The sequence below is a fragment of the Cellulosilyticum ruminicola JCM 14822 genome, from assembly GCF_001311925.1.
Classification (GTDB): domain Bacteria; phylum Bacillota; class Clostridia; order Lachnospirales; family Cellulosilyticaceae; genus Cellulosilyticum; species Cellulosilyticum ruminicola.
In genome coordinates this window covers 57,696-81,711 of the sequence record NZ_BBCG01000002.1, presented here as the reverse complement: position 1 = coordinate 81,711, position 24,016 = coordinate 57,696, and the positions used below count along the sequence as shown (strand labels likewise).

The window sequence follows — 24,016 nt, the reverse complement described above, 5'->3', positions numbered from 1 at the left end:
TGAGGGAATTAAGTCAGAAATCAAAGAAATTAAGGCGATTACTTTAAAAGAAATGATGAAAATATGAAAGCAATTATTTTAGGGTATTTGTTTATAATAATAAAGAATAAATATTTGATTGCGTTAAGAGAATATAGCACACGATAGTGTAATGTTGACAATGATAAGAATGAAAATTATAATGAGATTGATAATTACAAATGTAGTTAAAAACCAAGTATTACAAGTTTCGCAAGAATTAATAGAGAAACAGGTGCAATTCCTGTACGATCCCGTCACTGTAATAGGGAGTCCTAAAATATTATGTCACTGAGTATATGGTTTGGGAAGGCATTTTAGGATGAAGAACTTAAGTCAGGAGAACTGCTTGTAATAGACATGATATGATTCTTACGGTGAATAAGAAGCATTATATATGTGTTTATAAAACGCCCATAATTTTATGAGTGCTTTTTTTGTATGCATTTTTCTCCGGGTATTTATATCAGATAATTGGTAGCTTAAACAAATTAGAAAGGAGAAAAATGTCTAAAAAATATCTTATCAAAAGACTTATTCAAGTTTTAATTGTCTTATTTGGAATTAGCTTTTTTACATTTGGACTCACATATTTATCACCTGGTGACCCAGCAGAAATCATGCTGACTGAGTGTGGAAATATTCCAAGTCCAGAGCTTTTAGAACAAACACGTATAGAGCTAGGACTTGATAAACCGTTCTTAGTACAATATGGCAGATGGTTAAGGGGTGTATTAGCTGGTGATATGGGAATGTCTTATTCTATGAAAATGCCTGTGGTAGATAAGCTTGTGCAATGTTTTTGGCCAACATTTAGAATGGCTACTATGTCATTAATTATAATGATTGTTATCTCAGTTCCGCTTGGAATAATAGCTGCTATCTATCAAAATAAGTGGCCAGATTATTTTGTAAGGGTCCTTACATTTCTAGGCGTATCAATCCCTAATTTTTGGCTTGGCTTAATTTTCTTAAGCTTTTTTGGTGTGAAACTCCAATGGGTCACTGTTTCTGGAGGTCGCACAGATTTTAAAGGATTAATATTACCGGCAGTAACGTTAGCAATTGCTATGGCTGCTAAATATACAAGGCAGGTTAGAGTAACAATTCTTGAAGAATTACATCAAGACTATGTAATTGGTGCACGTATGCGCGGGATTAAAGAGTGTACTATTTTATGGCGCCATGTATTACCCAATGCATTATTACCACTTGTCACATTAGTTGGTTTATCTTTTGGAAGTTTACTAGGAGGAACGGCAGTTGTTGAAATTATTTACAACTGGCCTGGTATGGGGAATATGGCTATAAAGGCTATTGCGTGCAGAGACTACCCCCTTGTACAAGGCTACGTTTTATGGATTGCATTAATTTATATGGGAATCAATATATTAGTTGATTTATCTTATGCATACCTAGATCCTAGACTAAAGGAGGGGAGATAAATGGAAATTATTAAATTTCTAAAGAAACATATGCAGTTTACTATATTTCTTACACTTGCCCTTGTGATTATAGGTATTGCTATTTTTGCGCCATGGATTGCACCGTATGATCCATATGAAACAATTATGCAAAATTCTTTGAAGGCACCTAATAAGATTAATTTATGTGGTACAGATAAATTAGGAAGAGATGTATTATCTCGTGTAATTTATGGAACAAGGACTTCTCTTACAATGGTAATTTGCTTACTGAGTATAACCTTTGTAATAGGAACGACTTTAGGTGTGATAGCAGGGTACTTTGGCAAAATAGTAGATGAAGTGATTATGCGCTTAGCGGATATGATGATTTCATTCCCAGGATTAGTATTAGCTATTGCTATAGCTGGTTTATTGGGGCCGAATATGGTCAATGCGGTTATTGCTATAGCAGCAGTAAGCTGGACTAAATATGCACGCCTTTCAAGAAGTTTAGTTTTAAGGGTGAAAGAAAGTACCTTTATAGAAGCGGCAAAAATAAATGGAACGAAGACAAGTAAAATTATTTTTAAGCATATACTACCTAACATTATAAATGTGATGGTGATATCAGTAGTTACTGAAATAGGAACAATGATGTTAGAACTTGCCTCATTATCCTTCTTAGGATTTGGGGCACAAGCACCTACACCTGAATGGGGGATTATGCTTAATGAAGGTAGAACATACTTAGCTAAGGCACCTTGGCTTATGGTGTATCCAGGGATTGCAATAGTTATTGTTGTAATTGTTTTTAATATGCTAGGAGATAGCCTGCGAGATATTTTAGACCCTAAGCATAACTAGAAAAGGAGAAGATATAAGATGAGAAGAAATTGGTTAAAGAAAATTGCTGTAATGACATTATGCATGGCATCAATAGTAGGTTGTGGAAATACAAATACTACAAATGATAAGGTGCAAACAGCAACAAAAAGTAAAGAAACAACAATAGGTGTTACAAGCTTTGCAGACACATTAGAGCCTACAGAGCAATACTTTAGTTGGGTTGTATCAAGATATGGGGTAGGTGAAACTTTAGTTCGCTTTGACCAAGAAGGAGAGATGGTACCTTGCTTAGCAGAAAGCTGGGAAAATAGTGGGGAAGGTAAAGTATGGACATTTAAAATTCGTGAAGGTGTAAAGTTCTCTAATGGGGAAGAGATGACAGCTGAGAGTGTCAAATCATCTTTAGAGCGTACCTTTGAAAAAAGTACTCGTGCTAAAGATTTCTTTGAGCCTGAAAGTATAGAAGTAAATGGTAGGGATTTAATCATTACAACTAAAACACCTGTGGCAACATTGACAGGAAGTCTTGCAGACCCATTATTCTTAATTGTAGATACAAATGCGGATCAAGATAAATTTGCTACAGATGGGCCAATTTGTACGGGGCCTTATGTAGTAGAATCATTTAATCCTACAAATGATTGTGTTGTAGTTAGAAATGAATATTATTGGAATGGGGAAGTACCATTTGATAGAGTTACGTTTAAGTGTATTGATGATCAAACAACACGTTCTATGGCACTTCAAACAGGAGAAGTGCAGCTTGCCTATAATTTAAAAACAGAAAATCTTGCCACATTTGAAAATAATGATGCTTACAATATTCAAAGCCTTGCATCTTTAAGATCAACTTATGCTTTTATGAATCAAAATGGCGCATTAGGAGATATCAAATTACGCCAAGCACTTGTTCGTAGTTTAGATAAAAAACATATTGTGAATCTTTACTTGAAGGTGGTGCAATACCAGGGAAAGCGCCAATCCCACCAACATTAGACTTTGGATTTGATGAACTTGTAGATGAAAATATTTATGATGTAGAAAGTGCAAAAGCATTATTAGCTGAGGCTGGCTATGTAGATATTAATAATGATGGTTATGTAGAGAAGCCAAATGGTGAAATCCTTGATTTAAACTTTGTGATTTATACAAGCCGTGAGGAATTAAATGTCTATGCCCAAGCAGCACAAGCTAATTTAAAAGAAGTAGGAATCAAAGTAACACTTAATACTGTAAGTTATGAAACTTTATTAGATATGAGAGATTCTGGTCAATACGACTTATTGATTTGGAATGTATTAGTTGCTAATACTGGAGATCCTGAAAAATATCTCCGTGAAAACTGGTATAGTGCATCACATACTAATACAACAGGCTACAATAATGCGGAAGTTGATAAATTATTAGATGAACTTGCCGGAACATTTGATGAAGCTAAAAGAAAAGAGCTAATCATACAAATTGAGCAACTTATTATGAATGATGCAGCTACAGTGTTCTTTGGATATGAAACAACATATCTCCTTTCATCAACTGCGTTAACAGGTGTAGAAATGTACCCTATGGATTACTATTGGTTAACTAAAGATATTGCACCAGTACAGTAAAGGAGTAATCATATGTTGCAGATTAAGAATTTAGCTGTACAGTATAAAAATGAGCTGCCAATGATTAAGGATTTTAATCTTTCAGTAGAGGAAGGGGAAATCATTAGTATCGTTGGGGAAAGTGGCAGTGGGAAGACAACGGTGATTAGAGCCATTATGGGCGCACTATCTAGAGAAGGTAAAATAAGTAGTGGAGATATATTATTTTATAATCAATCTTTATTAGGGAAATCTCGTGAAGAGTGGCAAAAGCTTAGAGGTACAGAAATATCTATGATTTTCCAAGATTGCGGCAGTACTTTAAATCCTATTCGAAAAATAGGCAGTCAATATGTAGAGTATATTCGGATGCATACTAAAATGTCTAAAAAAGAAGCATGGGATAAAGCAGTAAGTATGTTAGATAAAATGAAGCTGGCAGATAGCGAAAATATCATGAACAGCTATCCACATCAGTTAAGTGGTGGCATGCGTCAGAGAGTTGGTATTGCCATGGTCATGACTTTTAATGCCAAGTTATTACTGGCAGATGAACCAACTAGTGCGTTAGATGTAACGACTCAGGCACAAATTGTACGTGAAATGATGGCACTTAGAGATAATTTTGGGACAAGTATTATTATGATTACTCATAACTTAGGTGTAGCAGCTTATATGTCAGATAAAATTGTTGTCATGCAACAGGGTAAAGTAGTAGATATGGGAACAAGAGATGAAGTCATTAATTATCCAAGTAGTGACTATACCAAAAAGTTATTAGCCGCAGTGCCAGAAATGGAGGGAGAAAGCTTTGTTTAAAGACTTGGAAATTGTATTACAAACGCAGCATATTGTGAAGCAATTTAAAACCTCTAAAAATCAGATGTTGGTAGCTTGTAATGATATTAATCTAACAGCATATAAAGGAAAAACATTAGGTATTGTAGGGGAAAGTGGTTGTGGTAAATCGACTTTTGTACGACTACTCACTCAGCTTGAAACACCTACAAGTGGCAAAATCCTTTATCATGATAAAGATATTGTGCATTTCTCAAAAAAGGAAGCATGGTTAAACCGTCAAAATATACAGATGGTATTTCAAGATCCTATGGCATCTTTTAATCCTAAGATGAAGATAATAGATATTTTGACAGAGCCTCTTTTAAACTTTAAACGTATTAAGCGAAGTGAGAAAGAAACTAAAGCTAAAGAATTACTAGAGATGGTAGAACTTCCAGCAGACTTTATGTATAGATATCCTCATAGTATGAGTGGTGGACAACGTCAAAGAATCAGCCTGGCAAGGGCACTTTCTTTAGAACCAGAGGTTTTAATATGTGATGAAGCCACATCGGCATTAGATGTGTCTATTCAAAGAAATATTATCCAATTATTAGTACGTCTGCAAAAAGAAAAAAATATTACTATTATATTTATTTGCCATGATCTTGCACTTATTAGTTCCTTTTCACATCAGATTGCAGTAATGTATTTAGGACATATTGTAGAAGTAATTCCAGGTGAAAAGATAAAAGATGGTGCCAAGCATCCTTATACGCGTGCATTAATAGATTCACAATTTAGTGTACATTTAAGTCAAGATAAGCAGATTAAAGCACTTGATGGAGAAGTACCAAGTCCATTAGACATTCCGCAAGGATGTCCATTCCAAAGTCGCTGTAAGTATTGCAAAGAGGAATGTAGAAAAGAGAAACCAGTTTTAAAAGAAGTTGGAGTAGGACATCAAGTAGCTTGTCAGTATAGCAAATAATAAATATAAAAAGCTGTCGCAGAAAACTAAGTAAGCGGCAGTTTTTTTATTAAGCAGCCTATTTAATTAAAGTGATTATAAGGAGAAAAAAGTATGGATTTAAAAAGTATGTTAGAACAAAAAAATAAGAAATGGAAAAGCGAATTTAAAATTACAGAGACACATAGTTTGCCTATGTATGTTATATGTGGTAAAGAAACCGGAAAGACTTTGGTTATTACAGCAGGAGTACACGGATGTGAATATGTAGGCATGCTAACTGCACGTAAATTATATAAGAATTTAAATTGCCAAGAAATGAGAGGACAAGTTATTATATTACCATTAATTAATGAGGAAGGTTTCTATGAAGAATCTAAACAAATAGTTCCAATGGATGGTAAAAATTTAAATAATGTATTTCCAGGAAGAGCTGATGGAACTATAAGTGAAAAAATAGCTTATGCTATTGAGAAAGATATTTATTATCATGCAGACTTTTTAATTGATTTACATGGGGGCGATTATAATGAGAAGATGAGCTCATTGGTATTTTTCCCAGTAGAAGCAAAAGAACGTGTGAATGCTATAGCGAAAGAAGCGGCAAAACGATTACCGGTTTCCTATCGCGTACAATCTATAGCAAAAGATGGATTATATAGTTATGGGACTCAATGTGATATTCCTGCTGTATTGTTAGAAATTGGTGGCGAAGGAAAATGGCAGGAAAGCGAAGTGACTCATTGTGAAAAATGTGTTTATCATTTAATGGATTATTTAAAAATTATAGATTTTAAAGAAGAACGTAGCAGTCAAAAAGAAATAACGCAGGTAATTTATGAGGTTGCACAGGCAAATGGTTTTTGGTATCCGATGATTTCACTAGGAAAATATGTCTCAAAGGGAGAAATACTTGGGGAAATACGTAACTTAGAAGATGAAGTTTTAAAACGATATACAGCAGCTTTCGATGGTGAAATTTTATATTATACAGTTGCACTTGGTGTAAAAGAAGGAGATTCACTTATTGCATATGGTAGAGAGTAATCAGTAAATTAAAAAGCTATTTTAAGTAGAATAGGTAAAATAGCTTAATATATATGAGTTTTGATATATTTAAGGTAAGGTAGATTTCAAAGAAGAAGGATTTCGGAGAGAAAAGAGAAGCAGCTCAAAGAAATGTTCTATAACTTCTTGAGATTCGTTCATACCATTTTTAAAGTTCAATGAAGCTCATACAGATATGATTATAAGAAGTTCTTCTGGAACAGAGCAACTAATTTTAGAATAACTTTTTTTAGCCAATGACTGATAAAAGGCTTCAAAGATACAAGATTTAGTTTTAGCAACACGTTTATCCATTCGCATCACTCTTTAGATGTATTGGATGTTTTAATGAAAGTGTCTAAAAACTGACAGATTCACTAAAATGATTAGGATTGTAATGGATTTAAGGTCATAAAATAATAGTAGCTAAGAATTATTAAGCCATCTAAATCTAAGTTCAACGAGCCCGCCATAAAAAAATGCAAGTCCTAGTGTCATGAGTAAGTCAAGGACTGTAGAAATAATTATAAATGCCATATCACTATGTATAACCATTTTGTTTATCTACCTTTTTTGAAATATATATTCATTAGAATGTACAGTAATGAGACATTAATTCATAAAAATAGATAATTAATGACTTTGTTAAAAGGTATAAAATAATGTTTGTTTAAAATATTGCGTATTATTATAATTAAATACATAGATAGGAAATATAGTCACTGACAAATATTAAATATAGATATGGAGTTAAATGAAATATGGATTTTAAACATGAAATTGTTATGCCCAATGAAGATTTAAACTTTCGTGTATTTTTATTTGAAGGCCAAGAGGGGAATTATAAAGTCACCAAGCACTGGCATCAATCTGTAGAAATCTTTGCAGTGTATGAAGGAGAAATGGATTATTATATCAATGATACCCAGTATCATTTATCGCCAGGTAAGTTTATGCTTTTAAATTCCAATGAGATACATTCAGTAGTTGCACCAGAAGCAAACTATACAATTGTCTTGCAGATTCCCTTAACAACTTTTGAAAAGTATATAAAAGATCAGTACATATTGTTTTCACATAGTCCAAGAGAAGAAGATAAGGCTATTATGAATCTCATTAAGCAGATTTATGATAAGTATAAGGCTAAGGAGATAGGCTATGAATTTGAGGTACAAAGCCAGTATTTTAAATTATTGTATGAACTAGTTACAAAGTACCGTGTGGAAAATGTAGCGGAAGCATTAATTCTATCTAATAAGAAATTAAATCGCCTTTCTAAGGTTACAGCTTATATTAAAGAACATCATGCAGAAAAACTTTCATTAGAGCAGGTTGCAAAAATATTTGGTTATGCCCCAGCCTATTTATCTCGTATGTTTCAACAATATGCTAAAGTTAATTTCAAAAATTATTTAAGAGAAATTCGTTTAGAAAGTGCTTACAAGGAAATGCTTAATAGTGACGAGACTCTAAGTGAAATTGCACTAAATAATGGATTTCCAAATGAGAAGGCTTTTTGTAAAGCGTTCTTTGATAAGTATGGAGAAAAGCCAAGTGAATATCGCAAATGTCAAAAAAGTGCCATTAAATAGTTAAGACTTTGGTAGAAGGACAAATATTAAAATGCTACAATTTTTATATAAATAAAGGTTGTAGCATTACTTTTTTGGATAAATTGACGGAGGGGAATATGGAAAAATATCAAGTTTCAGATGAAAAATTTAAAGCTTATGGTAGAGTTTTAGTAGGTTATGACTGCACACAACTTATGAAAGAAATGGAACATAGTCCAGTGCCAGAAGATGTGATTTATGAGCCTTCTGTATTTGAACTTGAACAAACAGCAGTAGCTAAAGAATTCGCTAAAAAAGCCTATGGGGAAATGCCTATTCAGCTTGGATACTGCAATGGTCACAACCAAAAATTAAATGCAGTAGAATATCATAGAGATTCAGAAATTAATATTGCTGTAACAGACTTAATCTTATTAGTAGGTAAGATGCAAGATATTACTTCTGATTTTACATATGATACAAATAAAATTGAAGCTTTCTTTGTAGCAAAAGGAACAGTTGTAGAACTTTATGCTACAACGCTTCACTATGCACCATGCGGTGTAGATGGCAATGGCTTTAAAAATGTCATTATTTTACCAAAGGGAACAAACTATGAAAAAACAGGAGATATTGGAAATGCCAACGATGATAAACTTATGACACATCGCAATAAATGGCTCATCGCTCATGAAGATGCACATATTGAAGGTGCTTTCGTAGGATTAGTTGGAGAAAATATTGAGATTAGATAAATATTAAAATTTAGATTAATAAATATTAATTAGCAGAAAGATAGATATAAACATTTAAAATAAATAATACATAGTAGAGGGGATACCATTATGCAAAATATCATTAACAATATGCCAAACGCAAAAATCGGGGTTGTAGCAGTAAGTAGAGACTGTTTCCCAGAAAGTTTATCAGTAACAAGAAGACAAAATCTTATTGCTGCATGTAAAGAAAAATATCCAAACATGGATGTATATGAATGTCCAATCTGTATCGTTGAAAGTGAAATTCATATGGTGCAAGCTTTAGAAGATATCAAAAAAGAAGGCTGTAATGCACTTGTTGTATATCTTGGAAACTTCGGACCAGAAATCTCTGAAACATTACTTGCTAAACATTTTGAAGGACCAAAAATGTTCGTAGCAGCTGCTGAAGAAAGCGGAAATAACCTTGTTCAAGGTAGAGGGGATGCTTACTGCGGTATGCTTAATGCAAGCTACAACTTAAAACTTCGTAATGTAAAAGCATATATCCCAGAATATCCAGTAGGAACTGCAGAAGAATGTGCTGATATGATTGCAGAATTCGAACCAATTGCAAAAGCAGTTATTGGTTTAAATTCACTTAAAATCATAAGCTTCGGACCACGTCCACTTAATTTCCTTGCATGTAATGCACCTATCAAACCACTTTATGATCTTGGTGTAGAAATCGAAGAAAACTCAGAACTTGATCTTTTCGAAGCTTACAACAAACATGAAGGGGATGAAAGAATTCCTGCTATCGTTAAAGAAATGGAAGAAGAACTTGGTGTTGGTAATAAAAAACCAGAAATCCTTGTTAAACTTGCTCAATATGAGATTACATTAAAAGACTGGGTAGAAGCACACAAAGGATACCGTAAATATGTAGCTATTGCAGGTAAATGCTGGCCAGCATTCCAAACACAATTTGGTTTCGTACCATGCTACGTAAATAGCCGCTTAACAGCACAAGGTATTCCAGTATCTTGTGAAGTAGATATCTACGGTGCACTTAGCGAATTCATCGGAACAGTAGTAAGTAATGATGCAGTTACATTATTAGATATTAATAACTCTGTACCACAAGATTTATATAATGAAGATATTAAAGGTAAATTTGACTATACATTAAAAGATACATTCATGGGATTCCACTGTGGAAATACTGCATCTAGCAAATTATCATTCTGTGAAATGAAATATCAAATGATTATGGCTAGAACACTTCCAGAAGAAGTAACACAAGGAACTCTTGAAGGAGATATCATCCCTGGAGATATTACATTCTTTAGATTACAAAGTACAGCGGATACTAAACTTAGAGCTTACATTGCACAAGGTGAAGTATTACCAGTTGCAACACGTTCATTCGGTGCAATCGGTATCTTTGCAATTCCAGAAATGGGTCGTTTCTACCGTCACGTACTTATCGAGAAAAACTTCCCACACCATGGTGCAGTAGCATTTGGTCATTTCGGTAAAACACTTTATGAAGTATTCAAATACATTGGTGTAGATGTAGATGAAATTGGTTATAACCAAGCAAAAGGTGACAGATACCCAACAGAAAATCCATTCTAGGATTTAGGAGGAAGAAATATGTACTATATTGGTATAGATTTAGGGACATCAGCAGTAAAACTTCTTCTTATGAATGAAGAAGGGCAAGTTAAAAATGTGACATCCCTTGAATATCCACTTTACTTCCCACACTCAGGCTGGTCAGAACAAAATCCAGCCGACTGGTGGGAAGCAGTTCAAAAAGGTATTAAAGTTTTAATAAAGGATATTGATTCTAAAGAAGTAAAAGGTATGAGCTTTGGTGGACAAATGCACGGACTCGTAGTGCTTGATGAAAATGATGAAGTTATTCGTCCAGCTATTTTATGGAATGATAACCGTACAGCCAAACAAAGCGATTATTTAAATGAAGTGATTGGTAAAGCTAAACTTTCAGAGTGCACAGCTAATATTTCATTTGCTGGTTTCACAGCACCTAAAATTCTTTGGATGAAAGAAGAAGAGCCAGAAAACTTCGCACGTATTAAAAAGATTATGCTTCCTAAAGATTACATCGCATATAAATTAACAGGTGTACATTGCACAGATGTTTCAGATGCGTCAGGAATGTTACTCTTCGATGTTAAAAACAAATGTTGGTCTAAAGAAATGATGGAAATTTGTGATGTCAAAGAAGAACAACTTGCACAAATCTTTGAAAGCTATGAAAAGGTGGGTACTGTTCTTCCAAAGTGGCGGCTAGTCTTGGACTATCTGAAGATGTAGTTGTAGCGGCGGGAGCTGGAGATAATGCAGCAGCAGCGGTAGGGACAGGAACTATTGGTGAAGGACGCTGTAATATTTCACTTGGTACATCTGGTACAATCTTTATTGCAAGTAGTAAATTCCGCGTAGATGATCATAATGCATTACATTCATTTGTACATGCTGATGGCGGATATCATTTAATGGGATGTATGCTAAGTGCAGCTTCTTGTAATAAATGGTGGATGGATGAAATCATCAAAACAAAAGAATATGCTAAAGAGCAAGAGGGAATTGATAAACTAGGTGAAAATGAAGTATTTTTCTTACCATACTTAATGGGAGAACGTTCACCACATAATGATCCTAATGCAAGAGGGGCATTCGTAGGAATGAGCTTAAATACAACAAGAGAAGATATGACACAAGCTGTCTTAGAAGGTGTAGCATTTGCACTTAGAGATTCTTTTGAAGTTGCTAAATCATTAGGTATCAACATTGAAAGAACTAAGATTTGTGGTGGTGGTGCTAAGAGCCCACTATGGAAAAAAATGATTGCAAATATCTTAAATGTTGAAGTAGATGTCATTGATAATGATGAAGGTCCAGGACTTGGTGGTGCTATTTTAGCAGCAGTTGCTTGCGGTGAGTTTGCATCTGTAGAAGAAGCAAGTCAAAAAATCGTTAAGATTGTAGAAACAATTAAGCCAGATGAAGCTCTTGCAGCTAAATATGAAGCAAGATATCAAAAATTCAAAGCAATTTATCCAGCTCTAAAATCAGTATTCTAAGAAAAAATAGTTGATTAAAAGATAAGAGTATAGTCGTTTTATCACTGCAAATGGTAAGGCGGCTATATTTTTTTGTTTAATTTTTTTGAATATAAATAATATACTATATAAAGATAAACTCATAAATAGAGATAAAGATGAAGAGGGATGTATATGAAAGACAATTAACTTTAAAGGAATTAGTAAAGTCTTTTGGTTAATGGTACTTTTAATGGTGTGTGCAGGAGCCTGTGAACAAGCTGTAAGACAATGGGAATCTATTTTGGCGGAAAGAGGATTAGGAGTCAGTAAAGTCATTGGCGATTTAGCAGGGCCGATGCTGTTTGCTACTTTAATGGGAACCTCACGAGTTGTATATGGTAAGTATGGAGAAAAAATAGATTTTAGTAGGTGTATAATTTATAGTGGCAGCTTATGTTTGATTACTTACTTAATCATTGCATTAGTTCCTATTCCAGCAATATGTTTTGTAGGCTATGGTTTATGTGGTTTATCTGTAGGAATTTTAATGAAAGACAGTATGACTAAAGACAGAAGTGTTAAACTGTGACATTGAGTTAATCTTAAAAAAGGCATACACTAAGCTTAGATAAAGAGGGACAGCAAATTCCTAAGGAGATGAGAACTATGTTTACAAATAGGCTTGGTATTATTATGAGAAATGTTGAGCAAATAATGGAAGGGCAATCTAAAGGAAAGCAGCGAAAAGTTCAGGTGGGACCTTATAGAGTAGAGCAGGAAGTAGCGGATAAATTAGAAGAGATTAAGTTTAGAGGAGGAAGATTGAGTTAAGAGATAAATGATACTTAATCATTTAGGTTTAGGAATAAAATAAAATTAACTAAATATCCACGTAACTATTAGTAATTTAAAGTGAAGGTACTAAATAGTTAGGTGGATATTTGCGTTATATACTAATATATAACTGAATATTGTGATTTTGCAATACAGCTTTAAAGTGTAGTAAAGTTTAAATAAATTTAATATATTGACAAAATAAAAGGTAAGGACTACCATTTAAATGAAGTATTACAGTATGTAGAAAAGCGTGGTGAAAAAATGGCAAAACGAGAAGTATTTGTTTATCTTTTGCTAGGATTTTTAGAAAGCGGTAAGACGTCAATTATTACAGAGTTCATTGAAAAGGCTAAGTTTCGTACCAATGAAAAGAGCCTTATTATTGCCTGTGAAGAAGGGGAAGAAGAATATGACCCTAAGTTTTTAAAAGAAGCCAATACAGATATTGTATATATTGAAAAAGAAGAAGAGTTAACTACGGAATTCATTGCGGAGTGCGATGCAAAATATAAGCCAGATAAAGTATATATTGAAATGAATGGTATGTGGATTCTAGATTTATTTAATCGCCTAGCTTTTCCAGATACCTGGGTAGCAATGCGCAATATTGCTTTAGTAGATGCGAGTCAGTTTGAATTACAGTTTAATAATATAAAGGAATATATGATGATGCATTTTAGAGCAGCTGATTTTATTATATTTAATCGTTGCAACGAAGCTGTTAAACAAAGCAGCATCAAACGTATTGTTAAAATGGTTAATCCAGAAGCTCAATTAGCATTTGAATCTGTAGATGGTAAGCTCTCAATTGTTCAAAATGAGGAATTACCATTTGATATTAATAAACCACTTATTGAAGTAAGTTAGATGATTATGGCATTTGGTATATAGATGCTATAGAAAATAAAGAGCACTATCAAAATAAGAAGATTAAGGCAGAAGGTTTCATTTGTTATATGACACCACACAAATGCTATGCTTTTGGAAGATGCGGGATGACATGCTGTACTGATGATATTTCCTTTATGGGATTTGTATGTGTTGGTGATAATTTGGAAAGAACTAAAGAACAGTGCTGGGGTGAAATAGTTGGGCATCTTGAGTATATAAAAGTTAAAACTAAGGAAGGTACGAAAGAACAAATCCGTATGGTCATTGAATCGTTTAAACCAATGAAGATGCCAGAAGATAACTTAGTTTATATGAACTATTAATGGAAACAGTAAGCTATAGGAATGATAAGATTATAGATTAAAGGAGACAAAACATGATTAAAGTTAATATTATTTCAGGTTTTTTAGGTGCAGGTAAAACAACACTTATTAAAAAGCTCATTAAAGAAGCTTTTCAAGGTGAAAAGTTAGTTTTAATCGAAAATGAATTTGGTGAAATTGGTGTAGATGGGGGCTTTTTAAAAGAAGCAGGCATTGAAGTTCAAGAAATCAATGCAGGGTGCATTTGCTGCTCATTAGTAGGAAACTTTGAGAAGGCTTTAGAAAAAGTGATTGAAACTTATTCTCCAGAGCGTATTATCATTGAACCATCAGGTGTAGGTAGGCTTTCAGATGTGCAAAATGCTATTTTAAATTTACCAGAAAGCTATGGTATTGAGATTGAATATAGTGTAGCTGTTGTAGATGCTAATAAATGCAAAATGTATCTTCGTAACTATGGAGAGTTTTATGAAAATCAAATCAGTAGTGCACAAAGCATTGTTTTAAGCCGTACACAAACTATAGCAGAAAGTAAACTTGAAACATGTATAAATGAAATCCGTAAAGTCAATCAAGAGGCAACCATTATTACAACACCTTGGGACCAATTAACAGGTAAACAAATTTTAGGCGCTTTCACAAAATGTGATTTTACAACTATTTTAGAAGCTCACGAAGAACATCATTCGCATGAAGATTATCATCATCATGAAGGAGAATGTCATTGTCATGCATGTGAGGAAGAAAGACATCATGAACATAAGCATTATCACGAATGCTGCGAAGAAAGTGAACATACACATAGCGAAGTACATCATCACCACGATTGTTGTGAAGGGCATACCCATGATCACGAGCATCATCATGCAGATGAAGTATTTATTAGTTGGGGAACTGAAACTTGTCGTAAATTTACAAAGGAAGGTCTTGAAGATATCTTAAGAACTTTTGAATTGGAGGGGAATTATGGCACAGTTTTAAGAGCTAAGGGAATTGTAGAAGCTGAAGATGGTACATGGTTACACTTTAATTATGTACCAGAAGAAACAAGTGTAGTAACAGGACCAGCAGAATATACAGGACGTATTTGTATCATAGGTGTAGGTATTGAAACAGCAAGATTACAAGAATTATTTGCTTAGTTTATAGGTAGCTTAAATAAGTGTGAAAACTTGTTGTAAAAAGTAGAAATTTGTATCAATAGCTCTTGATAGTACGTATAATATAATAACTTATTTTATAAGAACCTTGGAAATCAAGTGGGATGCTTGTATAAATAGGTGAAAATAAGGTTATGCTTCTAAACGAGGTGAGTATATGATTCTAGTACAATGGGATTTAAACAAGGTGAGTTTAGAGTGGTTAGAGCATCAAGGCTGGAAGTACGTAAGACACATTACAGAGAACTGGGTAGAAATGTGTTTAGGCGGACAGAACTAAAGCAAAAGTAGTATATATGATATAATGAATGATAAGGCTAATAAGGTGCTTGGCAAAGCATTTTATTAGCATACATAGATATTGGGGGAGCATATGAAAAAATATCTTATTAAATATTGTGCATTACTTATAACACTGTGTATATTACGTTTTGGTATTGCATTAATGACAGGAGCACCATTTGTAGATGATGTTTCACTTATTACATTAATAGGACTTTTAGCATTTGCAGTTATTTTGGATATACAAAATAACCGCTTAAAAAAGAAACAAAAAAAGGACATGCAGGGCTAGAATAGAAAGGATAAAAAATGTATATAACCCAAATGGAATGGCATGGTTGGCTCTTTGAAATACAAGATAATGACCAGCTCTTTGGTAAAACAAAGGTAGAAGCAAGTAGAGATGATATTGTAGAAGAATTTTATATTGCTGCAGATTATTTAAGTGAACGTACTTGCGAAGAATTATATGAAAACTATTTATATGTCTATGGTGAAGGCTAAATAGGTTAATGAAATGTGATTGTAAACAAATGTTATGATATATAGTTTACAATCACATTTTTGTTTGTTATTATAAAAATATAATAAATTTTTGTAATATTTTAATAGGGAGTGTTAAATATGAAAAGTAGACAGTTAACTAAAATTGCAATTTGTATCGCTTTACTTTGCGTATCAGCATACATATCATTTCCGTTACCTTTTACACCAGCTATGGTAACAGCAATGACCATTGTTATTAATATGATTGCCTTTACATTAACACCTAAAGAAGCTTTTATAACTGTAGGGATTTATTTGTTAATGGGAAGCATAGGATTGCCTGTATTTGGAGGAGGGGCATCTGGTATAGGTAAGATTTTAGGGCCTACGGGTGGCTATTATTTTGGCTTTTGGATTGCACCAGTTGTGATGAGCATTGTAAAAGGAAAGGGTGTAAGTTTTAAACGATATTTAGTTGTGACTATTTTTGTAGGTCTTACAATCATTTATGCCTTAGGGGCTATTTTCATGAGTTACTATCAACAAGTTAGTATGGGTACAGTAGTAATGAGTGCAATAGTGCCATTTATTCCAGGAGATCTTATTAAATCTGTGGCGTCAGTTTACATTAGTATGGCCCTTAAACGAGCTTTACCAACATTAAGAGAGGCTTGTTAAAAACTGAGATCACTTGAAGAAAAGAAGAAATAAAAGTAGCTGTAGCGAAATGGTTTGGGATTTCGTTGCAGCTTTTTTGTATTAATAATTTTATAGGTTAATACGCACAAGTTTTTTTAGCAAAATAGGTATGATTTAAGTGAGTTTAGTAAGAATATAGATTATTAATTTGAAATTAGTAAAAATTAGTTTTACTATAAAAGAAGGAATTTCATAAATAGAGAAATTCATTACATTAAAATAATAAAGCTAAAGAGGAGATGGGTATATGAAAATCGGTTTTATCGGCGCGGGTAATATGGCAAAAGCTATGATGGGGGGCATTATAGCCAATGGCATTTTTACAAAAGATGAAGTCATTGCATCAGATGCTTTTGATGTAGCTTTAGAAGCAGCTAAAGAAAGCCTAGGCATTACAGTAACAAAAGATAATAAAGAGGTAGCACAAAAATCTGAGGTACTTGTACTTTCTGTAAAACCTCAATATTATGAAACAGTTATTAAAGAAATTAAAGATGTTGTAGATGAAACTAAACTAATCATAACAATTGCACCAGGTCAAACACTTAAAAGACTTGAAGGTTTATTTGGAAAAGCACTTAAAATCGTGCGTACAATGCCTAATACACCTGCTCTTGTAGGAGAAGGTATGACAGCAGCTTGCGCAAGTGAAAAAGTTACAAAAGAAGAACTTGATTATGTTTGTAATATTTTAAGAGGCTTTGGGAAAGTTGAAGTAGTAGGTGAACATTTAATGGATGCTGTCGTATCTGTAAGTGGTAGTTCACCAGCTTATGTATATATGTTTATTGAAGCTATGGCAGATGCGGCAGTAGCAGATGGCATGCCACGTAAACAGGCATATGAATTTGCAGCCCAAGCAGTTATGGGAAGCGCCAAAATGGTATTAGAAACAGGAAAACATCCTGGAGAATTAAAAGATATGGTATGTTCACCAGGAGGTACAACTATAGAAGCTGTACGTGTATTAGAAGAAAAAGGACTTAGAAGTACAGTATTTGAGGCTATGAAAGCTTGTACAGCTAAAGCAAAAGGAATGTAGTAGACACATAGGAGACACAATGAATAAAGAGAATATTAAGCAGTTAACAACCATTCTATTTGCTTGGGGCTTAGGATTTATGCTTTCCAGTGTTGTAGGTTCAGATGGTATACGAGAAAATGTACAGCTTCAAACATTGATTATAGGTGGAATGATGATGTTACTTGCAACTGGATTACGCTTTAAGATAAATAAGAATAAATCAAAAAAGAGATGCCTTAAAAAGGCAATGTCATTAAGTTAACATTGTGTTAGAAACGTACTCTTTTTCTATTTTTAGACACTACAAATAGACAGATTTGCATCTGTCTAAAAAATTTCTATTCAATTATAAAAATTTATGCTACCCTATAAAGGAAGCTATGAAAAATCTTGATAGATAGGTATCGTTTCCTATACCTATTAGATCTTATAGGTATAGGATTTTTGAACTTTTTTATAAAAAATCAAAAATTTTATCCACAGAAGGCAACTTTTGGAATTACTTTTTTCTGTTCAATAGCCAAGTCTTGCATAAGCCATTGAAATTGCTCGTGCGTAATACTTAATACATCATTTTCCGTGCTAGGCCATTGAAAACGTCCAGCTTCTAAACGTTTATAACCCAAGTCTAAGGTCAGTATGACCACAGGCTAGGTATACTTTGTCAAACCCTTTTACATCATTAAGCATGGGTTACCGACTGAATCAACAAACCTAATAACTCAGGAGAGAGTAAATTATTGATTTCTAAAGTAAAATCTTTTATATGTAAAACAGCATCAGGATTAGATCGAACTAGATGAGCAGGTATGCGATCTGAGGCCATAGGCTTTGGAGTTAAAGTTGATGTTGGCTCTAATTCTTGAACAAGCTGCATGCGTACACGACTTTGCCAGTAAAAAAATTGTTTTTCGTTAATGTTATTCGCAATACACCATGCTTTTTTAGTCATGTTACTGTTATTGCACTCATTAATGAGTGCAGCCTAGTTGTTAAGTCGTATTTGATAAGTAGTTTTATCTATGATGGAGCACCTCCTAAAAACTAATAGTTTATTAAAGTTCTATATCATTGTCTCAAAAAACTACTAGTTTTCGAGGTACGAACTATTTACCGCTTACTTTCGACCACTCATACCAGCATAATCATCAACAGTTTGATCAGGTAAAGAAATCGTTGTAGTATCTAAAAGTTTAATATCTGAAAAGTAGTTCAATAATAAAGAGGAATGACGTTCTAAAGCATTAGCATAGATTAAAGCAAATGCTCTCTGTAGTAATTTTTTTAGAAATGGAATACTTTCATTTAACCTTTTTAAAATAGCTTGTTTACTTAGAGATACACTATTTTGAATAGAAGCACACTTTTCAGCAATCACTTCTTCAGTAATATTTTTATAGTCTAACAAGCCCAAAGGTTTCAGGTAAAAGCTTAGAATGACGTTTCATAAGAACAGATGATTTTACAATTTCTTCGATAATAGATGATATAAAAAGTTTAAAAAGTCTAGATAGTTAACGCATATGATTCCAATATTATATCAAAAGAAATGATAGAAGATATAAAGGAGGAGAGAGAAGAGAATAGGGGGATAGTGTCATAAAATCTGTAAAATATGTAAACGGGTGTTATGGACTAGTCAAACTAGAGAATAGCACCGTTTGCATTGTGATTAGAAAACAATGTCTGAACCATAATTATTTTGATTTCTTGTTTTTTGACCCATAAGACTTTTTGTTTGAATTAGTCTCAGGAGTAGCACCTTCTGCTCCTGCAAGTTTACTAGCTGCTAAACGTTTGTTAATTGATTTTTGATGTGACATAAACAAGACCTCCTTAGATTTATTATCAACTTCTTTTGTTGATAACTACATTATAGTCCCGTAGCGGGATAATTCAAGCCTTTACCCCTTAAAAAAATATTCTATGAAACTTTCAAGAATATCAAAGGATTGGAACATTTTGCTTGTATATATTTAAAAGAAGAAGTGCATAAAATAAACATAAAATTTAAAAGTTAACAAGAGGAGCAAAAAGATTTTGTGTAAATTGGAAGTTAACTTAAAAATTATGAGTTTTTTAAAGGGTTATTGACTTTATAATCAAGACTTTATAGTATGTGAAATATAAAAGATTAGATTAAACGAAGGTAAAGATGGAAAGAGAAATCATGGTTTATACAGATGGTGGTGCTAGAGGCAATGGGAAAGATAACTGCATTTCAGCATGGGCCTATACACTAAGTTATGGTGACCATTATTAAAGAAGATAAAGGTGCAACATAGATGATTTAGTGAATTTAGTAATGGATGAATTATTGATAAAAACACGATAAATAATTACAAAAAAATAAAAAAAGTTAAAATAAATATTGAAAAAAGTATAATTTATTAATATAATGTATAAAAATCATTACACACTTTAAAGTGCTAAAGTGAATAAAATAAATTTTAGGTGCATACATAAAATTTAAAGATACTATAAAAGAAAGAGGGAAAGAGCAATGGGTATGAATTTCAAAGAAAAACTTCCAATTCCTATGGAGGTAAAAAAACAATATCCTGTATCAGAAAAAGTTAAAGCAATCAAAGCTGAAAGAGATGCAGAAATTCGTAAAATCTTCACAGGAGAATCAGATAAATTCGTTGTTATCGTAGGACCATGTTCTGCAGATAATGAAGATGCAGTATGCGATTATGTGAGCAGACTTGCAAAAGTTAACGAAAAGGTATCAGATAAATTAATGATTATCCCTAGAATTTACACTAATAAGCCAAGAACAACAGGTGAAGGTTATAAAGGGATGCTTCATCAACCAGATCCAAATAAAGCACCAGACTTATTAGAAGGAATCATTGCAATTCGTAAAATGCACGTACGTGCCATTGAAGAAACAGGGCTTACATCAGCTGATGAAATGCTTTATCCAGAAAATCACAGATATTTAGATGATATTTTATCATACGAAGCAATTGGGGCACGTTCAGTAGAAAACCAACAACACAGACTTACAGCAAGTGGTATTGACATTCCAGTAGGGATGAAAAATCCTACAAGTGGTGATTTATCAGTTATGTTTAACTCTATTATTGCAGCACAAAAATCTCATAACTTCATTTACCGTGGTTGGGACGTAACAACAGATGGTAATGATCTTGCACACGTTATCTTACGTGGTTCTGTTAATAAAAGAGGGGTATCAATGCCTAATTACCACTATGAAGATTTAATGCTTATGCTTGAAATGTATAACAAATTAAATCTTAAAAATCCAGCAGCTATCATTGATGCAAACCACGCAAACTCTGGTAAAAAATATATGGAACAAGTTCGTATTGTCAATGAAATCCTTCACAGTAGAACATACAATGATGAGCTTAAAAAAGTTGTTAAAGGTGTCATGATTGAAAGTTACATTGAAGGTGGCACACAAAAAATCGGTCCAGACCAAGTATATGGTAAATCTATTACAGACCCATGTCTTGGTTGGGAAGAAACAGAAAAATTACTTTACCAAATTGCAGAAAAATGCTAGTTAAAAGTAAGAAATAAAAGAAAGACTCTTAGTTGATAGTATCAAGCTAAGGGCTTTTTTTATATGTAATAAATTTTTCATGTAAGAAGTGTCACAAATTGAATGGGCCTGGCGTTATAAAAGCAAAATGGAAAATTCAGTCTATATTATGTGGTGAAGAAGAAATCGTAGTAAATAGAATATAACAGGTGATTAATTGTGCTGCAAGCAAGAAGTGTAATTAAACGTGCTTGAATACTTTTGAAGATGTTATATAATGGAATGGCTATAGTTTAAAACAGATAGCATTTTACGCAGGGGATAATAAGATGATATAAAACTAAAATAAGAGGCTTGGAGGTAAAAAATGAAGAAAGCAAAATTTTTAGGGACGCTTGTGGCAATTGGTGTCATTGGCGGCTTAGGCTACAATGCGGTAGATCAGCAAAAGTTAGTTGATTTCACTCAGAAGTTTAATCAAATACAGGAAAGTAGAGAAACTCAAGAGGAAGTTTCAGAATTAACTAGTGAAGAAAGTACTCAAGAGGTTAAAGAAGAAGTAGCAAGTAGTGATTCTAATGAGGCAGCAGAGGTAACATCAGAAGTAAGCGCACAGGATTTAGAGCAAGTAGAAGCTATTACGCATAAGATTGAAGTAGCAAGTAGAGCGTTTGAATCAGTTGGTATGAAAGATACATATGGTAGAATGCGCAGCGGACAAAAGAAAAAATGGTTAAAGCTTATTAATGAAAATGATTACTTTGGTGATGATGCTATGCAATATCAAATAAGTAATGTTTATGAGTTAGGTGATAATCAATATTACATAATAGGATGGTCAGCACCTAAAGCTGATATACTTAAAATTGCGGATAAATGGTCTGAGGCTGAAAAAGAAACACATTTAGCAAAAGAAGCTTTTGAACTTGTACTTAGCGAAGAAAATGGTAACTACTTCGCAACAAAAGCAATTTACCCAAGTGAGCAAATTTTATCAAGTGATGAAGTGGCTTTATATAAAAAAGAGGAACAAGCTGAAAGTAATGTGGATATTCAGTATAAAAAAGTGAATAAATTAAATGGCGTAAATGACTATGTGGATTATTTAGACAAAGCTATTAGTGGTATAAAAGGCAAAGTAAATGGGACAGTCACACTTAATGATGCAGGACAAAGTGAGGTCACACAATATGTACAATACGCTATTGAAAACTTAGCAACTACAAAAACTGAGGCTAAAGAAAATGTTATTGATGTTAAACCAGAGCTTATTAAAGAAATGAAATCATCTATGACAACTGCTAAAGATCAGTTTAATAAACTTTTAAATGATAATGATATGAGCTTTAATAAAAGCTTAAATACAGTTTTAAAATTACAAGTAGAAGATACAAACTTTAAAAAGCCTATTTTCATTCAACTTCCTAAAAAAATGGATGATTTAGAAGGTGTAACAGGACTTCGTGTTGTAATTGATGAAAATAGTTACATATATATTCCAGGAGAAGATTTAGAAGCTCTTGCAGGACTTAAAATTAGAATTGAACGTTTACATGATAAAAAAGGCTATGACATCAGCTTTATTAATGAAAATGCTGAAATCATTCCACAACTTGAGCAAACAATCACATTTGCATTTAAAGCAAAAGATGAGTTTACAACAGTTGTAAAAATCAATGGTGAAGAAGAGCAAAACTGGGGTGGACAATATGAAAATGCTACAAGTAGCATTTCATTTGGAACAAAATACTCAGGAATTTATAAAATAGTAGATAACAATGTGAAAATCAGAGATATTGCACATCTACCAAGTAAACAACAGTCAGCTATTAAATTCATGGTATCTAAAGGTTATTTAACACTTGAAAATGATTGTTTCAATCCAGAGCATACATTTTCACGTTATGAGTTTGCTGAGGCACTTGTAAAAATGTTCTTTGCTTTAGATACCTCACTTCAAACAGAGTTTAAAGATGTGCCAGTAGATAATGCATATTATTCATATGTAGCATCAGGTGAAACTTATGACATTATCAAAGGGTTCCAAGATGGCACATTTAAAGGAAATACAAAAATTTTAAGAGAGCAAGTTATTTCTTTATGTGCAAGAACAATTGCTGATCAAAAAGGTTATGTATATCCAGAGCATACAGAAGATTATTTAAAATTTGCTGATGTAGATGAAATTGGCAAATGGGCAATAGATGATATTGCTTTAGCTGTACAAAGTGGTTTAATTACAGCTGGTGGCAGCTTAACACCAAAAACACAAATTACAAAAGCAGAAAGTGCAGAAGTTTTATATGAACTCTTTATGCTATTATATGAAACAACACCAGATAATGTGGCAGAAATGCCAATAGAACAAAAAACATATTCTATTTTAGGGACATTCCTTGTACTTGCATTAGCTTTATTATTTATTTGGAAAGTAATTAAAAGATTTGTAATCGCCCTTACAACACTTGCATGTACAATTGCAATTATTATTGCAATTTATATAGGATTTGGAGGATTCTAAGGTATACCAAATAGGTGGCTGGGTTATTGTCAGCTTAGAAATTGCTCCATAGGAAGTTTCTAAGCTGACAATACCTCAGTTCAATATTTGGATATCTTAAAGGCGGAAAAGAAAAGTTAATATATCCACTTTGATAATTAGTGTAGATTTTTGACTGTATATAGTTTTATCTACACTTATATATCATAACAAAAGAGCTAACTTGAAATGGATTATAATTTCAAGTTAGCTCCTTATTTTTTAGCTATTTATTTTTATAAGAGTTGTTTTAGAACTTTTTATAAGAGGGGCAAAGATG

General features: G+C 33.0%; 25 protein-coding genes, 2 pseudogenes and 1 riboswitch. Of the genes and pseudogenes, 23 read left to right on the top strand and 4 right to left on the bottom strand.

Features of this window, described 5'->3' with window-relative positions; all coding sequences use genetic code 11:
- Positions 1-207: 207 nt before the first annotated feature.
- A riboswitch (cobalamin riboswitch) is annotated at positions 208-385 on the top strand.
- A gap of 139 nt (positions 386-524) precedes the next feature.
- The 21 genes and pseudogenes from nikB (at position 525) to JCM14822_RS01125 (ending at position 17,945) form a co-directional block, all read left to right on the top strand.
- Complete coding sequence (nikB, locus tag JCM14822_RS01215) at positions 525-1,463, top strand: nickel ABC transporter permease (protein ID WP_054738929.1); 939 nt, start codon at positions 525-527, stop codon at positions 1,461-1,463.
- Positions 1,464-2,288: a nickel transporter permease gene (nikC, locus tag JCM14822_RS01210; protein ID WP_054738927.1), complete on the top strand. Its 825-nt coding sequence runs from the start codon at positions 1,464-1,466 to the stop codon at positions 2,286-2,288.
- An 18-nt stretch (positions 2,289-2,306) separates the two neighbouring features.
- Positions 2,307-3,877: pseudogene (locus tag JCM14822_RS24740) on the top strand (ABC transporter substrate-binding protein).
- Between the two features lie 12 nt (positions 3,878-3,889).
- On the top strand, positions 3,890-4,675 hold the full coding sequence (locus JCM14822_RS01200; protein WP_054738924.1) for an ABC transporter ATP-binding protein: 786 nt from the start codon (positions 3,890-3,892) through the stop codon (positions 4,673-4,675).
- The gene (locus JCM14822_RS01195; protein WP_054738921.1) at positions 4,668-5,627 is read left to right on the top strand and encodes an ABC transporter ATP-binding protein; all 960 of its coding nucleotides are present in this window, start codon (positions 4,668-4,670) and stop codon (positions 5,625-5,627) included. Before JCM14822_RS01200 ends, JCM14822_RS01195 begins: the two co-directional genes overlap by 8 nt.
- 93 nt (positions 5,628-5,720) lie before the next feature.
- A complete protein-coding gene (locus JCM14822_RS01190; protein WP_054738920.1) occupies positions 5,721-6,653 on the top strand; it encodes a M14 family metallopeptidase in 933 nt (310 codons plus the stop codon).
- 761 nt (positions 6,654-7,414) lie between these two features.
- Positions 7,415-8,245: an AraC family transcriptional regulator gene (locus tag JCM14822_RS01185; RefSeq protein WP_054738918.1), complete on the top strand. Its 831-nt coding sequence runs from the start codon at positions 7,415-7,417 to the stop codon at positions 8,243-8,245.
- Between the two features lie 98 nt (positions 8,246-8,343).
- Positions 8,344-8,961, top strand: coding sequence for a DUF4867 family protein (locus JCM14822_RS01180; protein ID WP_054738916.1), 618 nt, complete (start codon positions 8,344-8,346; stop codon positions 8,959-8,961).
- Between the two features lie 102 nt (positions 8,962-9,063).
- Positions 9,064-10,545 carry an L-fucose/L-arabinose isomerase family protein gene (locus JCM14822_RS01175; protein WP_054739065.1) on the top strand — a complete coding sequence of 494 codons (1,482 nt, stop codon included), beginning with the start codon at positions 9,064-9,066 and terminating at the stop codon, positions 10,543-10,545.
- Positions 10,546-10,563: 18 nt separating this feature from the next.
- Positions 10,564-12,020 (top strand): annotated as a pseudogene (xylB, locus tag JCM14822_RS24345) (xylulokinase).
- Between the two features lie 199 nt (positions 12,021-12,219).
- Complete coding sequence (locus JCM14822_RS01165) at positions 12,220-12,570, top strand: hypothetical protein (RefSeq protein WP_054738914.1); 351 nt, start codon at positions 12,220-12,222, stop codon at positions 12,568-12,570.
- Between the two features lie 77 nt (positions 12,571-12,647).
- Positions 12,648-12,812, top strand: a complete 165-nt coding sequence (locus JCM14822_RS19885; RefSeq protein ID WP_157047579.1) for a hypothetical protein — start codon at positions 12,648-12,650, stop codon at positions 12,810-12,812.
- 267 nt (positions 12,813-13,079) lie between these two features.
- Positions 13,080-13,685 (top strand): GTP-binding protein, encoded by a 606-nt coding sequence (locus tag JCM14822_RS01160; RefSeq protein ID WP_054738912.1) that lies wholly within the window; start codon positions 13,080-13,082, stop codon positions 13,683-13,685.
- A gap of 11 nt (positions 13,686-13,696) precedes the next feature.
- The gene (locus JCM14822_RS01155) at positions 13,697-14,032 is read left to right on the top strand and encodes a TIGR03943 family putative permease subunit (protein WP_330377230.1); all 336 of its coding nucleotides are present in this window, start codon (positions 13,697-13,699) and stop codon (positions 14,030-14,032) included.
- Positions 14,033-14,085: 53 nt separating this feature from the next.
- Positions 14,086-15,174 (top strand): CobW family GTP-binding protein, encoded by a 1,089-nt coding sequence (locus tag JCM14822_RS01150; RefSeq protein WP_054738909.1) that lies wholly within the window; start codon positions 14,086-14,088, stop codon positions 15,172-15,174.
- A gap of 175 nt (positions 15,175-15,349) precedes the next feature.
- Complete coding sequence (locus JCM14822_RS22365; protein WP_278287153.1) at positions 15,350-15,472, top strand: hypothetical protein; 123 nt, start codon at positions 15,350-15,352, stop codon at positions 15,470-15,472.
- 93 nt (positions 15,473-15,565) lie between these two features.
- The gene (locus JCM14822_RS01145) at positions 15,566-15,766 is read left to right on the top strand and encodes a hypothetical protein (RefSeq protein ID WP_054738907.1); all 201 of its coding nucleotides are present in this window, start codon (positions 15,566-15,568) and stop codon (positions 15,764-15,766) included.
- Between the two features lie 17 nt (positions 15,767-15,783).
- A complete protein-coding gene (locus JCM14822_RS01140; protein WP_054738905.1) occupies positions 15,784-15,978 on the top strand; it encodes a hypothetical protein in 195 nt (64 codons plus the stop codon).
- Between the two features lie 120 nt (positions 15,979-16,098).
- Positions 16,099-16,638, top strand: a complete 540-nt coding sequence (locus tag JCM14822_RS01135; protein ID WP_054738903.1) for a biotin transporter BioY — start codon at positions 16,099-16,101, stop codon at positions 16,636-16,638.
- 268 nt (positions 16,639-16,906) lie between these two features.
- Positions 16,907-17,701, top strand: coding sequence for a pyrroline-5-carboxylate reductase (proC, locus tag JCM14822_RS01130; protein ID WP_054738900.1), 795 nt, complete (start codon positions 16,907-16,909; stop codon positions 17,699-17,701).
- A gap of 19 nt (positions 17,702-17,720) precedes the next feature.
- On the top strand, positions 17,721-17,945 hold the full coding sequence (locus JCM14822_RS01125; protein ID WP_054738899.1) for a hypothetical protein: 225 nt from the start codon (positions 17,721-17,723) through the stop codon (positions 17,943-17,945).
- Positions 17,946-18,156: 211 nt separating this feature from the next.
- On the opposite strand, the gene tnpB is transcribed toward JCM14822_RS01125, so the two are convergent.
- From tnpB to JCM14822_RS22360, 4 genes are all read right to left on the bottom strand, one after another.
- Positions 18,157-18,330 carry an IS66 family insertion sequence element accessory protein TnpB gene (tnpB, locus tag JCM14822_RS24735; protein ID WP_083461204.1) on the bottom strand — a complete coding sequence of 58 codons (174 nt, stop codon included), beginning with the start codon at positions 18,328-18,330 and terminating at the stop codon, positions 18,157-18,159.
- A 35-nt stretch (positions 18,331-18,365) separates the two neighbouring features.
- Positions 18,366-18,659: an IS66 family insertion sequence element accessory protein TnpA gene (tnpA, locus tag JCM14822_RS01120; protein WP_408606167.1), complete on the bottom strand. Its 294-nt coding sequence runs from the start codon at positions 18,657-18,659 to the stop codon at positions 18,366-18,368.
- A gap of 141 nt (positions 18,660-18,800) precedes the next feature.
- A complete protein-coding gene (locus tag JCM14822_RS01115) occupies positions 18,801-19,061 on the bottom strand; it encodes a hypothetical protein (RefSeq protein ID WP_157047577.1) in 261 nt (86 codons plus the stop codon).
- A 319-nt stretch (positions 19,062-19,380) separates the two neighbouring features.
- Positions 19,381-19,506: a hypothetical protein gene (locus tag JCM14822_RS22360; RefSeq protein WP_278287152.1), complete on the bottom strand. Its 126-nt coding sequence runs from the start codon at positions 19,504-19,506 to the stop codon at positions 19,381-19,383.
- 680 nt (positions 19,507-20,186) lie between these two features.
- On the opposite strand from JCM14822_RS22360, the gene JCM14822_RS01110 reads away from it, so the two are divergent.
- The gene (locus JCM14822_RS01110) at positions 20,187-21,218 is read left to right on the top strand and encodes a 3-deoxy-7-phosphoheptulonate synthase (RefSeq protein ID WP_054738892.1); all 1,032 of its coding nucleotides are present in this window, start codon (positions 20,187-20,189) and stop codon (positions 21,216-21,218) included.
- Between the two features lie 346 nt (positions 21,219-21,564).
- On the top strand, positions 21,565-23,718 hold the full coding sequence (locus tag JCM14822_RS01105) for an S-layer homology domain-containing protein (RefSeq protein WP_054738889.1): 2,154 nt from the start codon (positions 21,565-21,567) through the stop codon (positions 23,716-23,718).
- Positions 23,719-24,016 lie beyond the last annotated feature (298 nt).